We start from the raw sequence: 14,258 nt of genomic DNA, 5'->3' as shown, positions 1-14,258 counted from the left end.
CACGGCGGGAAGAATATACCGATCATCGGTATATACGGAAGTGGTTGCCCGGCGGTAGATCGGGTACGGAGGATGAATGGCTGAATTGACCGGGCTGGCCGGGTGGGTCGCCTCCGTGATCGACTCCCTCGGTGAGGCGGGCGTCGGCCTGCTCGTGGCGCTGGAGAACCTGGTGCCGCCGATCCCCAGCGAAATCGTGCTGTCCATGGCCGGTTTCCTGGCCAGCGAGGGCCGGGTGAACCTGACCCTGGTCTGGGCCGCCGCGACGGTGGGCGCGCTGGTCGGCGCCCTGCTGCTCTACTGGCTGGGCCGCGGCCTCGGTGAGGAACGGCTGCGCCGCTGGCTGGACCGGATCCCCCTGGTCGATGCCGACGACCTGAACCAGGCGGATCGCTGGTTCGAGCGGCACGCGAAGGCCGCGGTGCTGTTCGGGCGGTGCGCCCCGGTGGTCCGCAGCCTGGTCTCCGTCCCGGCCGGGGCCAACCGGATGCCGCTCGGGCAGTTCGCCCTGTTCACCGCGATCGGCAGCGGGGTCTGGAACGCCCTGTTCGTCGGCGCGGGATACGCGCTGGGGTCGCGCTGGCAGGACGTCGAGCAGTACAGCCACTGGTTCGACTACGCCATGTGGGCGTTCTTCGCCGGCGCCATCGGCTGGTGGATCGTCAAGAAGGTGCGGAAACGGCGGAACGCGGCCGCCCGGGTGGACGACCGCGTTTCCTGATGCCGTACGGGAAAACCGGTGTTGATCTCTAAGTCAGCTCAGAAGCCCGCGCTGACCTTGGTGAACGCCCAGTCGGCCTGCGCGATGCCGGAGCAGTCGGAGACCACGCCGCCGCCGGCGCAGCCACGGTCCCGGTTGACCGACCAGAAGGTGAAGCGGGCCAGGCCGTTGTTCTTGGCGTAGTCCCGGATCCGGGTCCAGGTGTCGACCGAGGTGACCTCCTGCTGGTCGGAGAGGCCGTTCATGCCGGAGATGCCGATGTGCGAGTACGCCTGCGCGTCGGTGTAGCCGAAGGTGGTCTTGACCAGGTTCTTCAGGCCCTCGGTCGCGCCGACGGTGGAGGCGTACATGTCGGCGCCGCCGCCGAAGTCGAACGGCATCTGGGTGAAGATGTCGATGTTCGCGCCCAGCGCCTTGGCCTGCTGCACGAGCCGGGTGCCGTAGTAGTTCGGGCCGGTCGGCGAGGTACCGAACGTGACGATGGTCTTCACCGACGGGTTGTTCGCCTTGATGATCTTCAGGGCGCCCAGGATCCGGTCCTGCACCGCGGTGTTCTCGAACTCGTCGGTGTTCTCGATGTCGATGTCGATCGCCTTGAGACCGAAGGCGTTGATCACCTTCTGGTACGCGCCGGCCAGGGCGTCGGCGGTCGCGCAGTTCGGGCCGAGCTTGTTACCGCTCCAGCCGCCGATCGACGGGACGACGTCCGCGCCGGCCGCCTTGATCTGCGAGATGTAGCTGGCGTGCACGCCACCGGTCAGGCCGGACTCGCCGTCCCACACCGGGTTGCAGCCGTTGGCCAGCACGAACGCCATCGTGAACGCCTTGATGCCGGTGGCGTTGACGATCGTCGCGGGCGCCGGCGGGTTGCCCCAGCCCGGGTAGACGTACGGCGCCGAGGCCATCTTGGTGCCGGTGGTCGGCGGGTTGGTGGTCGGGCCGGTCGGCGGGGTGGTGGTCGGCGGGGTGGTGCCGCCGCCGCAGGTGCCATTGTCGATCCAGACGTCCCACTGGCCGCTGTGGGTGGACGGCGACTCGTTCTGGGTCCACCACTTCGCGGTGAAGTTGTGGCCGCTCTGCGAGGCGACGTTGTCCTTCACGTAGGTGGCGGACGCCGACCAGGCCGGGGCACAGGCCGTCGCCGCGCTGGCGAACGTCATCGGGAGTACGGCCGCGGCCGTCCCGGCCGCGAGAACCGCGGAGATGAGAGCGATCTTCCTGCTGGTACGCATGGGGGTGCTCCGTGGGGGTGAGAGGGGGATCAGGGCAGGGTGGAGAGGTGCGGGTCGATCGTGTTGGCCCAGTTGTTGCCGTTGGTGACATCCCAATTGATCGACCAGGTCATCGCGCCACGGATGCCCGGGTAGGTGGCCGGCGGCTTGAACGTTCCGCAGTTCGTGCCGCGGGCCAGGCAGTCCAGGGCGGCGTTGACCACCGACGGCGCGACGTATCCGCCGCCCGCGGCGCTGGTGCTGGCCGGCAGGCCGAGCGAGACCTGGTCGGGCCGCAGGCCGTTCTGGGTCTGGATGCAGGCGAGCGCGGTCAGGAAGTTCTCCGAGCCCTGGCTGTACGCGTTCATCTGGTCGCAGCCGAGCATCGCGCCCGAGTTGTAGAACTGGGTGTGGACGACCGTGAGGATGTCCTTGATCGACAGGGCGAGCGCGAAGTACGAGGAGCCGGTGCTCTGCATGTCGATGGTCTGCGGCGCCATCGTGATGATCAGGTTCGCGCCGGCCTTGCTGCGCAGACTCCGCAGCGCGCTCGCCATGTAGGTCGGGTTGAGCCCGTTCTCCAGGTCGATGTCGACGCCGTCGAAGCCGTAGGTCTGGATCAGCGACCAGACCGAGTTCGCGAAGGCGGTCGCCGCCGCGTCGCTGGAGACGCTAACCGAGCCCTTCTCCCCGCCGACCGAGATGATCACCTTCTTGCCGCGCGCGTGCAGCGTGGCGATGTCCGCCTTGAACTGCGCGTCGGTGTAGCCGCCGACCGCGCTCGCCAGACCGCTGTCGAGGGTGAAGCTCACCGCGCCCGGGGTCGACGTGGCGTCGGCGAAGGCGACCGCGATCAGGTCGTACGTGGCGGGGACGGCGGCCAGCTTGAGCGGGGCCGCGCCGTTCACGAAGTTCTGCCAGTAACCGGTGAGGAAGTGCGCCGGGAGGCTTCCCGTCCCGGTCGGCTGCGTGGTCGGGCCGGTGCTCACGGTCGGGCTCACCGTCGGGCTCACGGTCGGGCTGCTGGTGGGACTGCTCGTCGGCGTGGTTCCTCCGCCGCACGTCCCGTTGTCGATCCAGACGTCCCACTGACCACTGTGGGTGGCCGGCGACTCGTTCTGCGTCCACCACTTCGCGGTGTAGTTGTGGCCGCTCTGCGAAGCGACGTTGTCCTTGACGTAGGTCGCGGTCGAGCTCCACGCTGGGGCGCAGGCCGCCGCCGCCGAGGCGTCGCCCGCGAACCAGGTGGCAGTGCCGGCTGCGGCCACCGCGGTGACCGTCGCGAGAAGAACCGATCGGGAGCGCCTCATAGCTGTCCTTCCATGCGCCTCCGGTGAGATGGTTCAATCTTTAGGACTGTTAACAGTAAATGTAAAGAGGGTATGAACCTTAAATATCTTTAAATCTCGATCCGTTACGCAGACACGACGATGGGCCGTGGCCCGCTGTTCAGCAGGCACGGCCCATCGACATCCCTGGCTACTTGCGGAACTGAATCCAGTTCACATTGATGAAGTCGGCCGGCTGTCCACTGGTGAAGGTCAGGTACACCGTGTGGCTTCCGGTCACGTTGGCCACGTTGCCCGGCACCGACGTCCAGGTCTGCCAGCCGCCGGTGTTGCTCAGCGCGAAGCTGCCGATCGGCGCGCTGCTCCGGCTGTCGACGCGCACCTCGACCAGGCCGCTCACCCCGCCCGCCGCGCCCGAGGCGACCCGGCCCACGAAGTCCCGCACCCCGCCGGTCCCGAAGTTCACATTGTTGAACTGCAGCCAGTCACCGTTCCCGAGGTTCCCGACATCCTGACCACCCTCGGAGCACGTCTCCACCGTCACGTTGCTCGCCGCGTTGTGGGACTCGGCCTGAATCTGCGCGTACGCGTCGCGCGTCCCGCCCGGCGGAGTGCTGCTCGGCGGGGTGCTGATCGGCGGCGAGCTGCTCGGCGGGGTGCTCGGGCCGCCGCCCGACGACTGGTACACCGCCACGTAGTCGACCAGCATCGGCACGCCGGACTGCGTCTCCGCGGTCGGCCCGCCCCCGAACGCCGCCGGGAAGCCGCCGCCCATCGCCACGTTCAGGATCACGAACATGCCGTGGTGCGTCGCGTTGTTCCAGGTGGTCGCGTCGATCTGGGACGAGTTGAGGGTGAAGTAGTTGTTGCCGTCCAGATACCACCGCAGTTGCTCCGGCGACGTGCTGCGGTCGAACTCGATCGCGTAGGTGTGGAAGCCGGTCTGACAACCCGAACACGCCCGCTCGCCGCTGCCCAGCCCGGTCGTCTCGTTGCAGACGCCGCCCGGGTTCGTCCCGCAGTGCAGCGCCGCGAAGACCGAGGACCGGCCGTTGATGTCCTCCATGATGTCCCACTCGCCGATGCCCGGCCAGTTCGTCGCGCCGACCGGCCGCGCCGCGTCACCCAGCGCCCAGAACGCCGGCCAGTAACCGGCCGCTGCCGCGCCGCTCACATTCGGTTGCTGCAGCCGCGCCTCGATCCGCACCCGGCCACCGGCCGGCGCCGCGAAATCGGTCCGCTGCGTCTCCACCCGCCCGGACGTCCACTGCCCCGACGAGCTGCGGATCGGCTTGATCGCCAGGTTGCCGGCGCCGTCCTGGTAGACGTTCGCGGTCGAGTCCGTCATCGTCTCGACCTCGCCGGTGCCCCAGTTGGGAGCGCCGCCGGGGTAGCTGGTGCCGATGTCGTACAGCCAGTTCGTGCGGTTCAGCCCGGTGCCTGCCGCGCCGGTGAAGTCGTCGCTGAACACCAGCGACATCCCGGCCGGCGGTGGGGGCACGGCCGCCTCTGCCGTGTTGACGAATGTCACGGATGCCACGATCGCCAGCGCCGCGGCGCCGACAGCCAGGAGCCTGCGGGGAACTGCCATGGGGAACGCCTTTCCGAGGGGGAGGTGTGAGAGCGCTCTCTCAGAAAAGTTTCACGCTTGTTTCAGCGAGTTGTCAACGAATGTCTATGCCCGTTCATATTCATGAAGATCAGATTCAAGATCTTGTGGTCCCGCGACCGCTGTGGTCCTTCTCCGCTGCTCCCGCGGGGACCCTTCCGTGCCCGGAACGCCACGTGCGCTCGACACCGGGCCGCGGCGCGTCGCCAGGTCCCGGCTGGTTCTCATGGGCGTTATTCGTGCCTCATAACGCCCATGAGAACCAGCCGGGAGGGCGAGCCGCGTCGCGAGAGGTACCGAAGCGGCGCTCGCGGGGTGTGGCCGGCGAGCGGCGAGGTGCGGAGTCGCGGGCGGCGAGGTGCGGGCGGTGGGCTGCCGGACGCGGGCCGCCGGCCGCGGGCAGCCGGGGCGAGGAGCGGGCTCGGTGGGCCGTGGGCGGCCGGGGCGAGAGGGGCGGACGGGCGGGCCGCGGGCGGGCGGGCCGCCCGATCGCCGGCCGTGGGCGGTCGGGGGCGGCGTGTGGGGTGTGGGGTGGCGGTGTGGTCAGCGGGCGGTGGGGGTTGGGGTGGGGACCAGGCGGCGGCGGACCAACTGCTCGGCGGCGGTCCAGGCCGAGGACGTGACCAGGTAGAGGGCTCCGGCCAGCGGGAGCCAGGCCACGGCCAGGACGCTGAGCCACGGGAGGTACTTGAGCATCTTGGCGGTCACGGCGGCGGCCTGCTGGCTGGGGTCGGCGGACTGCGGATCTGCGGACTGCGGGACGGCGCTCAGCTGGGTGACGGCCCGGCGGGAGGACCACCAGGCGAGCGCCGTGGAGATGGCGAGGAGGACGGCGAAGACGGGCAGGCCCGCGGAGAGGTGCGCGGTCAGCGGGACTCCGGCGATCGCCCCGGGCGGCGGGTCCAGCGCGACCCGGTACATGACCATGAAGAACGGGGCCTGGACCAGCGCGGGCAGGATCCCGGCGAACGGCCCGATGCCGTGCTCCCGCTGCAACGCGAGCGTGGCGGTGGCCAGCTCCACCGGGTCCTTGTGCTTCTTGCGGAGCTTCTCCACCTCCGGGGCGAGGACGGCCCGGCGGCGTTCGGTGCGGATCTGCAGGTAGGTGAGCGGGGTCAGGGCCGCCCGGACGAGCAGCGTGAAAACGACGATCGCGAGGGCGGCCGCGAGGGTTCCGGCCGGCGGTTCGAGGTGGGTGGCGAGGCCGGTGATGGCGGTGTGCGCGGCGTCGACGACAGCGTGGAAGAGACCGGTGACAGACATGGACGTACCCCAAGGGTCCGGAAGCGGAGTGGACACCGAGGCGGCAGCGCAGCAGAAGCCGTGGGTGAGAAGGTGGCGGTTGCTAGGCGGCCGCGGGGCACCCGGTCGGGGCTCGGGGACGCGGACGACCGGCGGCGTCGGGGTCGAGCAGGCGCGGGGACGACGTGCGGGATCGGCGGGCGAACGCCCGCAGGCCCGGAACGAGGGTCGCGAACAGGACGGGGACGGCGACCGCGGCGACGACCAGCAGCGCGGCGGTGACCAGGGCCAGCGCGAGAACCAGGCGCGGCCCGCTGCTCAGGCCGGGCTCGAGCACGGCGGTGCCCGCCAGCGCCCAGCACCCGAGAAGCAGCATGGCCGTCAGCCTAGCCCCGCTCGGCAAACGCTGGTGACCTGCGGTTTCTCGAATGTGCACGAGGGGTAATCGCTCGCCCATGGAAGCCGCTGCCGAGGGCACGACGACTATCGACCCGCGACTGGCCGCACGCGCCGAGAAACGGGACCTTCTGACGCTGGGGATCGAGGAGGAGTACCTGCTCGTCGACGCGGTGGAGCCCCGCGGGGTGGAAACCGTGGAGGCGGTGCTGGACGAGGTGCCCGACGAGATACGGGCCAGCGTGCAGCACGAGTACGTACGCAGCCAGATCGAGGTGGCGAGCCCGCCGCAACTCGAGCTGCTGGGACTCTACGAGGCGATGACCACGCTGCGGACCGGCCTGGCCGACGCCGCCGAACGTGCCGGGTCACGCCTGCTCGCGGTCGGTTGCGGGCCGGCCGCCGGGCCGAACACCCGCCTGGTCGACAAGCCGCGCTACCACCAGATGCGGGAACGGTTCGGCGATCTGTCGCCCGGTCAGGGCCTCTGCGGGACGCACGTGCACGTGAGCATCCCGGATCCGGAGACCGGCGTACGCGTGCTGAATCACCTGCGTCCCTGGCTGCCCGTGCTGCAGGCGGCGGCCGCGAACTCACCGCTGTCCGGTGGGCGCGACACCGGGTACGCCAGTTGGCGCTCGATGATGTGGGAGCGCTGGCCGACGGTGGGCCCCACGCCGTACCTCCAATCGCATGATCATTATCTGACGCTGATTGCGGATCTCGAGGCGAGCGGCGCGATGCTCGACGAGGGAATGCTCTACTGGTACGCGCGGCTGTCCGCGAACTACCCGACAGTGGAGATCCGGATGGGCGACGTGACGCCCACCCTGGACGACGGGATGCTGCTCGCCGCGCTGGCCCGCGGGCTGGTCTCGACCGCGCTGAACGAGGTGCGCGACGGGATCGACGCGCCGGACGTGCCGCACACGCTGCTGAGGGCCGCGCACTGGCGGGCCGCCAAGGACGGGCTCGAGGGGCTCGGCCTGGACATCGCGAGCCGGGAGCTACGGCCGGCCTGGCGGCTGCTGCGGCAGCTGATCGACTACGTGCGGCCGGAGCTGGAACGGCACGGCGACGCGGAGCTGGTGACCGTCCTGAGCGACCGGCTGCGGGACGGTGGGACGGGCGCGGCACGGCAGCGGGCACTGCTCGCCAAGGGGGTGCCGGTGGCCGGGGTCGTCGACTGGCTGGCCCGGACGACCCGTGGCGAGACGGTCAGCGACGAGAATCTCAGTTGATCAGCAACACAGATTGCACACAGCTTTACGGTGAGTGAGCAGCCTAAACGACGATGAGTGACGGCGCGATGACCGATCTGGTATCGCGCCTGATCTTGTGAACCGGTAGGCATGACGAATGCCGCCGCACATCTCGCCGCAATTGACGAGCTCCGGCGACGTAGCCGCGACGGGTGGGCGGCACCGTCGGCCGGATTCCGCCGACGGCTCGGAGACCGTGTCGCGGGTTACGCCCCGCACAGAAGTCCTGGGGCCGTCGCTGCGTTCCGCTGTGGACGCTCCCGGGCCGGCCACGACCACGACGCGGGCCGCTCGTCATCGCGCGGGCGACACCGGGTCGTACAGCACCGTGCGTTCTGCCGAATCGAAGCAGGCGCGACGCGCGCGGCACTCCTCGGGCGAACCGCGAGCCCGCGCCCGTGGTCGCGGCCGCGATCGCGATCGCGGGAAGCGGCCCGTCACCGGCTCGCACCGCGCCCCCGGCACGCTCCCCCTGGAAACCTGGCTGCAAGCGGCCAAGAACCGGCCGACGACAGTGCTCGGCACGCTCGTCGTGGCCGGTCTGCTGATCACCGCGGTGCCGCTGTCGCAGCCGAGCCGGACCGATCCGGGGTCACTGACCGCCGCCGCGCAGGCGGCCGCCTCGGCCCAGGCCGCGGAGCAGCGCGACAAGGCCGCCGACGCCGCCGGGCGGCAGGGCGATCCGCAGGCCGAACCGGTCACCGGGAGCACCGCCAAGCCGACGCCGGAGGCGACCGTCACCAGCAAGCCGGCCCCCGCCGACCCGGTCACGCCGGTGCCGCTGGGCGCCGGGCCGGGCAAGTCGCTGCTCACCACCGGCGGGCAGCAGGTCGCGCTGACCTTCGACGACGGGCCGGACCCGGAGCAGACCCCGAAGATCCTCGCCATCCTCCAGCAGTCCGGGGTGAAGGCGACGTTCTGCCTGGTCGGCGAACAGGCCAGGCGGCATCCGGACCTGGTGCGGCAGATCGTCGCGGCCGGTCACACGCTCTGCAACCACACGTTCAACCACGACCTGACGATCGCGAAGAAGACGCCGGCGCAGATCCGGGCCGATCTGGCGAAGACGAACGCGGCGATCCGGGCCGCGGTGCCGGACGCGGCGATCCCGTTCTTCCGGGCGCCGGGCGGCAACTTCACCGACCGGCTCGTGACCGTCGCGCACGGCGCCGGGATGGCCTCGCTCTACTGGGAGGTCGACCCGCGCGACTGGGAGCACACTGAGAAGGAGACCGACGCGCAGCACATCGACCGCGTCGTCGCCTCGGTGAAGAAGGGCGTGCGCCCGGGCGCGATCGTGCTGTCGCACGACTTCAACCAGCCGGACACGATCGCGGCGTACAAGGAACTGGTGCCCTGGCTCAAGCAGCGCTTCGAGCTGGGCGTGCCCTCCGGCACCGGCGAGACTCCGCGCACCCCGCCCTCAGCCGAGCCGACCCCACCCACCCCGGCCCCGTCCGCGAGCACGCCGACCGAGCCCGCCGCCCCCACCACGCCCCCTTCAACACCCCCCAGCGGCAACCCAGGCTGAGCCCGCGCCCGCCGCCGTCGTCGTCACCCTGGCCAAGCCCGGTCGAACCCCAGCCCCAACGCATTGCGCCCGCCGATGTCGAGAGGCCCGAAAACGGCTAGGCGAAGCCGTGGTCGTTTTCGGGCCTCTCGACATCGGCCGCCAAGGGCGCAATGCCCGCGAGCCGAAGGCAACGCCGGTAAGCACAGCCGGTCAGCACTGACAGGTCGGGCACCAGTAGAGATTGCGGCCGGCCAGCGGGCCGATCGCGATCGGCGTGCCGCAGACCAGGCACGGCTGGGCGGTGCGGCGGTAGACATAGACCTCGCCGCCGTGCCGGTCCACCCGCGGCGCCCGGCTCATCGCCTCCGGCGTGTGCTGGGTGTGCACGGTGTCGATCCGGCCGCGGGCCACGCCCTCCTTCATCAGCGCGCGCAGGTCGTCCCAGAGCGCCGTCCACAGGTCGCGGCTGACCGCGGTGCCCGGGGTGAGCGGTGACAGGCCGGCCCGGAACAGCACCTCGTTGGCGTAGATCAGCCCGCAGCCGGCCACGATGGACTGGTCGAGCAGTAGGGCGAAGAGCGGCTTCGTGCTGGATTTGATCCTCGGGTACGCCCGGGCGGGGTCGGCGTCGTCGCGCAGCGGGTCGGCGCCGAGCCGCCCGCGCAGCGCCTCGACGGCCGGGGGCTCGAGCACCTCACAGGCGGTCGGCCCGCGCAGGTCGAGCCAGTGAGTGCGGCCCAGCATCCGCATCCGGACCTGCCCGACCGGGTCGGGCAGCGGCGGCTCGCCCTCGGTGAACTTGCCGTAGAGCCCCAGGTGCACGTGCAGGGTGCGGTCGCCCTCGTAGTGGTGCAGCAGGTGCTTCCCATACGCCTCGGTGTCGCGCAGCAGCCGCCCGTCGAGCAGGGCGGCGCCACTGGCGAACCGGCCCTGCGGGCTGGAGACGGCCACCGGATGCCCGGCGAACAGCTCGCGATGGCGGGTGGCGAGGCGGTGAATGGTATGTCCCTCCGGCACCCGCCAAAAGTATCCGTCCCGGGGCGCACCGGCCGATCGCGCGTGACCAGGACCACGCATTCTGCCGTGAGCGGATTCGCCCTGAGGGGAATCGCTGGGTTTCGACACGCTGAGTGGGAGAAGGTGTGAGACGTAGAAGAGCGGATGCGAAAGGGTTGACCCATGAGTGTTGAACCGACCATGCGCGGCGGCGCGTCCTTCGACGACCAGGTCTTCGAGCGTCTGCTCCGGGAGCGGATCATCTTCCTCGGCAGCGAGGTGAACGACGAGGTGACCAACCGCATCTGCGCGCAGATGCTGCTGCTGGCCTCGGAGGACGCCGAGCGCGACATCGCGTTGTACATCAACTCCCCCGGTGGCTCGATCAGCGCCGGGATGGCGGTGTACGACACCATGCAGTACATCAAGAACGACGTGGCCACGATCGCGATGGGCATGGCCGCCTCGATGGGCCAGTTCCTGCTCTGCGCCGGCACCCCCGGCAAGCGGTATGCGCTGCCCCACGCCCGGGTGATGATGCACCAGCTCTCCGGCGGCATCGGCGGCACCGCGGCCGACATCGCCATCCAGGCCGAGAGCATGCTGCACATCAAGCAGGTGATGAACGAGCGGATCGCGTTCCACTCGGGTCACACCCCGGAGGAGATCGAGCGGGACTCCGACCGCGACCGCTGGTTCACCGCCCAGCAGGCGAAGGACTACGGGCTCGTCGACCACGTGATCAGCAGGGCCTCCGACGTGAACGCGGTGTCTTCGCTGGTCTGACCAGGGCTTGTCACACGAGGGGCGCACGAAAGGTGCGCTCCTCGTGTCGTTTCCGGATGGTCCGGGTATAGAGCGACGTCAGACAACCACCGTTCGAAGGAGGTGCTGACGTGAGGATGCCGACCTTCTCGCGTACGGCCACGACCGATACCGACGAGACGACCCGGGTTCCGGTGCAGCCCCGCCGGGACAACGACGCCACCACGCAGAACATCACCAGGACGCGCACCGACGAGAGCACCACGCAGACCCTCGTCAAGCCGCGGACCAGCACGGTCACGCCGCCCACCGAGGCCGAGCGCAAGCCGATCGCGGTCGGCGGCCCGGTCGGCGCGGACCGTCCCGCGGCCCGGCCGGTGACCGAGCCGGCCCGTCCCCGGCGCCCGCGGACCAGCGGGCTCGCCACGCTCGGCCTGATCCTCAGCGTCGCCGGGATCGCGCTGGTGCTCTCCGGCCCGCTCGCCGGTTACGGCATCGGGGTGGCCGGCCTGGGCCTGCTGCTCTCGCTGGCCGGGCTGAGCGCCACCCGTAAGCAGCACGTGGCCGGCAAGGGCGACGCGCTGATCGGCATCGCCGTCGCGATCGGCGCGATCGTGCTCGGCATTCTCGCCCTGAACGGGCAGCTCAGCTGGCTCGGCACCGACATGCACCCGGCGTCGGATCTGCGGGAGTGGCTTGACGCACAGTTTACGAGCCGGTTCTGACGGGTACCTGACATTTACCGGCAGCGATGCGCTGCTCGGAACGCTCTATCGGAACCGGGACGACCTCTGGTCGGCCCGCCCCGAATTCTCCGGCGGTTCGCCGGGCCTGATCCGGCGGTTCGCCGGTCGACCCGCACAGGCGTCGGGAGTGGCACGAGAATGCCGCCCCCGACGCCTGTGTGGTATCCACACAACGAATCGACGGCCTCCCCCGCGATCACGCAATGATCCGCCGGAGCACGCAACATCACGCCGGGGTACGTGGACGACCCGCACCCCTAGCGTTGCCTGCATGACCGCCAAGCGCCGCTATCTGATGTGCCGGCCCACCCATTTCGCCGTCACCTACCGGATCAACCCGTGGATGGACCCCACGGCGCCGTACGACAACGCGCTCGCCGTCCGCCAGTGGGAGACCCTGCGCCAGACGTTCCTGGAGCTCGGGCACACCGTCGACCTGATCGACCCGCTGCCCGGCCTGCCCGACATGGTCTTCGCCGCGAACGGCGGGACGATCGTCGACGGCCGCGCGCTGGGCGTGCAGTTCCGGGATGCCGAGCGGGCCGACGAGGCGCCGGCGTACGCGGACTGGTTCCGTGGCGCGGGCTTCGAGGTCGAGATGCCCAAGCACACCAACGAGGGCGAGGGCGACATCCTGCTCGCGGGGGACGTTCTGCTGGCCGGCACCGGGTTCCGCACCTCGCACGCGTCGCACGCCGAGACGCAGGAGTTCCTGCGCCGGCCGGTGATCACGCTGCAGCTCGTGGACCCGTCGTACTACCACCTGGACACGGCGCTCTGCGTGCTGGACGAGACCAACATCGCGTACCTGCCGTCGGCGTTCTCTCCGGGTTCGCAATCAGTGCTCCGGCAGCTCTTCCCGAATGCGATCATCGCAACGCCCGAGGACGCCGAGGTGCTGGGCCTCAACGCGGTCAGCGACGGCCGCACCGTGGTGCTGCCGGTGCAGGCCACGAACCTGACCGAGGCGCTGCGCAAGGGCGGCTACCACCCGATCGGGGTCGACGTGTCCGAGCTGCGCAAAGCCGGTGGCGGCCCGAAGTGCTGCACGCTGGAGGTCCGGCCATGACCGACCGCACCGAGCGCACGGCTGAGGAGCAGAATTCATGACAACCATCGATTTCCGTACGCCGGAAGCGCTGGCCGACGCCGAGCGCTGGACCGCGCACAACTACCACCCGCTGCCGGTCGTGGTCGCCGAGGCCGAGGGCGCCTGGGTCACCGACGTCGACGGCCGCCGGTTCCTCGACATGCTCGCCGGTTACTCCGCGCTGAACTTCGGGCACCGGCACCCGGCGCTGATCGCGGCGGCGCACGCCCAGCTCGACCGGCTCACCCTGACCAGCCGCGCGTTCGTGCACGACCAGTTCGCGGCGTTCTGCGGCGGGCTCGCCGAGCTGTGCGGCAAGGACCTGGTGCTGCCGATGAACACCGGCGCCGAGGCCGTCGAGACCGCGATCAAGGTGGCCCGCAAGTGGGGCTACCAGGTCAAGGGCGTTCCCGACGGGCAAGCCGAGATCATCGTGGCGGACGGCAACTTCCACGGGCGGACGACGACGATCGTCAGCTTCTCGACGGATCCGGAGGCGCGGGCGGACTTCGGGCCGTACACGCCGGGCTTCGTGGTCGTGCCCTACGGCGACGCCGCCGCGCTGGCCGCGGCGATCACCCCGAACACCGTCGCGGTGCTGGTCGAGCCGATCCAGGGCGAGGGCGGCGTGCTGATCCCGCCGGCCGGCTACTTCGCTGCGGTCCGGGAGGCCTGCACGGCGAACAACGTGCTGCTCGTCGCCGACGAGATCCAGTCCGGGCTCGGGCGGACCGGGAAGACGTTCGCGATCGAGCACGAGAACGTCATTCCTGACATGTACGTGCTGGGCAAGGCGCTCGGCGGTGGGATCGTGCCGGTCTCCGCGGTCGCGGCGAACCGTGACGTGCTCGGCGTCCTCAAGCCCGGCGAGCACGGCTCCACGTTCGGCGGCAACGCGCTGGCCTGCGCGGTCGGCAGCGCCGTCGTCGGGCTGCTGCGCACCGGCGAGTTCCAGGAGCGGTCGGCCCGCCTCGGGCAGCGGCTGCAGGACGGTCTGTCGGCGCTGATCGGCAAGGGGCTCGTCGGGGTCCGCTGCCGTGGGCTGTGGGCCGGGGTGGACATCGACCCGGCGCTGATGACCGGGCGGCAGGCGTGCGAGCGGCTCGCCGAGCGGGGTGTCCTGGCCAAGGACACGCACGGGTCCACGATCCGCCTCGCCCCGCCCCTGGTGATCACCGAGGAGGAGCTGGACCACGCAGTCGCCCAGCTCGCCGCCGTCCTGACCCCCTAGCCCGGCTCCCTCCACAGCGCGAGCCACGCTGCGGAGCCGGGCGGCGGCAGTTGCGGTGAGTCGCCGACCAGCTCGCGTCCGTTCGAGGCGCGAGCCGCGCTGCGGGACCGGGCCGCGGCGCGGCTCGCGGTCCCGGCTGGTTCTCATGGGCGTTATGAGGCACGAATAACGCCCATGAGAACCAGCC

The 14,258-nt window shown here is 70.5% G+C and carries 12 protein-coding genes and 1 pseudogene; 7 read left to right on the top strand and 6 right to left on the bottom strand.

All coding sequences use genetic code 11. The features are described 5' to 3' along the window. Positions 1 to 76 precede the first annotated feature (76 nt). The gene (locus Acy02nite_RS29010) at positions 77 to 721 is read left to right on the top strand and encodes a DedA family protein (RefSeq protein ID WP_203746454.1); all 645 of its coding nucleotides are present in this window, start codon (positions 77 to 79) and stop codon (positions 719 to 721) included. Between the two features lie 38 nt (positions 722 to 759). Here Acy02nite_RS29010 and Acy02nite_RS29005 read toward each other — a convergent pair whose 3' ends face one another. The 5 genes from Acy02nite_RS29005 to Acy02nite_RS28985 all read right to left on the bottom strand — a co-directional run bounded on the left by Acy02nite_RS29005 (position 760) and on the right by Acy02nite_RS28985 (position 6,448). Beyond that, entirely contained in the window at positions 760 to 1,953 is a 1,194-nt protein-coding gene (locus Acy02nite_RS29005; RefSeq protein ID WP_203746452.1) for a glycosyl hydrolase family 18 protein, read from the bottom strand. A 29-nt stretch (positions 1,954 to 1,982) separates the two neighbouring features. Continuing rightward, a complete protein-coding gene (locus Acy02nite_RS29000) occupies positions 1,983 to 3,242 on the bottom strand; it encodes a glycosyl hydrolase family 18 protein (RefSeq protein WP_203746450.1) in 1,260 nt (419 codons plus the stop codon). A 169-nt stretch (positions 3,243 to 3,411) separates the two neighbouring features. After that, positions 3,412 to 4,812, bottom strand: a complete 1,401-nt coding sequence (locus Acy02nite_RS28995) for a carbohydrate-binding protein (protein ID WP_203746442.1) — start codon at positions 4,810 to 4,812, stop codon at positions 3,412 to 3,414. 561 nt (positions 4,813 to 5,373) lie between these two features. After that, positions 5,374 to 6,093 carry a YidC/Oxa1 family membrane protein insertase gene (locus Acy02nite_RS28990; protein WP_203746440.1) on the bottom strand — a complete coding sequence of 240 codons (720 nt, stop codon included), beginning with the start codon at positions 6,091 to 6,093 and terminating at the stop codon, positions 5,374 to 5,376. Between the two features lie 82 nt (positions 6,094 to 6,175). Next, complete coding sequence (locus tag Acy02nite_RS28985; protein WP_203746438.1) at positions 6,176 to 6,448, bottom strand: DUF6412 domain-containing protein; 273 nt, start codon at positions 6,446 to 6,448, stop codon at positions 6,176 to 6,178. Between the two features lie 79 nt (positions 6,449 to 6,527). Here Acy02nite_RS28985 and Acy02nite_RS28980 point away from each other — a divergent pair, with 79 nt between their 5' ends. Together Acy02nite_RS28980 and Acy02nite_RS28975 are read left to right on the top strand one after the other, a co-directional pair. After that, positions 6,528 to 7,709, top strand: a complete 1,182-nt coding sequence (locus Acy02nite_RS28980) for a carboxylate-amine ligase (protein ID WP_203746436.1) — start codon at positions 6,528 to 6,530, stop codon at positions 7,707 to 7,709. Positions 7,710 to 8,058: 349 nt separating this feature from the next. After that, a complete protein-coding gene (locus tag Acy02nite_RS28975; RefSeq protein WP_239175317.1) occupies positions 8,059 to 9,261 on the top strand; it encodes a polysaccharide deacetylase family protein in 1,203 nt (400 codons plus the stop codon). Positions 9,262 to 9,453: 192 nt separating this feature from the next. On the opposite strand, the gene Acy02nite_RS28970 is transcribed toward Acy02nite_RS28975, so the two are convergent. Further along, positions 9,454 to 10,260, bottom strand: coding sequence for an Fpg/Nei family DNA glycosylase (locus Acy02nite_RS28970; protein ID WP_203746432.1), 807 nt, complete (start codon positions 10,258 to 10,260; stop codon positions 9,454 to 9,456). Between the two features lie 162 nt (positions 10,261 to 10,422). Between Acy02nite_RS28970 and Acy02nite_RS28965 the strand changes: the two genes are divergently transcribed. The 4 genes and pseudogenes from Acy02nite_RS28965 (at position 10,423) to rocD (ending at position 14,071) form a co-directional block, all read left to right on the top strand. Next, complete coding sequence (locus Acy02nite_RS28965) at positions 10,423 to 11,025, top strand: ATP-dependent Clp protease proteolytic subunit (RefSeq protein ID WP_203746430.1); 603 nt, start codon at positions 10,423 to 10,425, stop codon at positions 11,023 to 11,025. 110 nt (positions 11,026 to 11,135) lie between these two features. After that, entirely contained in the window at positions 11,136 to 11,729 is a 594-nt protein-coding gene (locus Acy02nite_RS28960; protein ID WP_203746428.1) for a hypothetical protein, read from the top strand. 289 nt (positions 11,730 to 12,018) lie between these two features. Further along, positions 12,019 to 12,819 (top strand): annotated as a pseudogene (gene ddaH, locus Acy02nite_RS28955) (dimethylargininase); the annotation flags it as partial. Positions 12,820 to 12,856: 37 nt separating this feature from the next. Further along, positions 12,857 to 14,071, top strand: coding sequence for an ornithine--oxo-acid transaminase (gene rocD, locus Acy02nite_RS28950; protein ID WP_203746424.1), 1,215 nt, complete (start codon positions 12,857 to 12,859; stop codon positions 14,069 to 14,071). Positions 14,072 to 14,258 lie beyond the last annotated feature (187 nt).

Origin of the sequence: Actinoplanes cyaneus (assembly GCF_016862095.1) — a bacterium.
GTDB lineage: Bacteria > Actinomycetota > Actinomycetes > Mycobacteriales > Micromonosporaceae > Actinoplanes > Actinoplanes cyaneus.
This window is presented reverse-complemented; position numbering and strand designations above follow the sequence as displayed.

Coding starts and splice junctions, on each gene's coding strand:
- Acy02nite_RS29010 (WP_203746454.1), top strand. CDS start 77: ATGGCTGAATTGACCGGGCTGGCCGGGTGGGTCGCCTCCGTGATCGAC.
- Acy02nite_RS29005 (WP_203746452.1), bottom strand. CDS start 1,953: ATGCGTACCAGCAGGAAGATCGCTCTCATCTCCGCGGTTCTCGCGGCC.
- Acy02nite_RS29000 (WP_203746450.1), bottom strand. CDS start 3,242: ATGAGGCGCTCCCGATCGGTTCTTCTCGCGACGGTCACCGCGGTGGCC.
- Acy02nite_RS28995 (WP_203746442.1), bottom strand. CDS start 4,812: ATGGCAGTTCCCCGCAGGCTCCTGGCTGTCGGCGCCGCGGCGCTGGCG.
- Acy02nite_RS28990 (WP_203746440.1), bottom strand. CDS start 6,093: ATGTCTGTCACCGGTCTCTTCCACGCTGTCGTCGACGCCGCGCACACC.
- Acy02nite_RS28985 (WP_203746438.1), bottom strand. CDS start 6,448: ATGCTGCTTCTCGGGTGCTGGGCGCTGGCGGGCACCGCCGTGCTCGAG.
- Acy02nite_RS28980 (WP_203746436.1), top strand. CDS start 6,528: ATGGAAGCCGCTGCCGAGGGCACGACGACTATCGACCCGCGACTGGCC.
- Acy02nite_RS28965 (WP_203746430.1), top strand. CDS start 10,423: ATGAGTGTTGAACCGACCATGCGCGGCGGCGCGTCCTTCGACGACCAG.
- rocD (WP_203746424.1), top strand. CDS start 12,857: ATGACAACCATCGATTTCCGTACGCCGGAAGCGCTGGCCGACGCCGAG.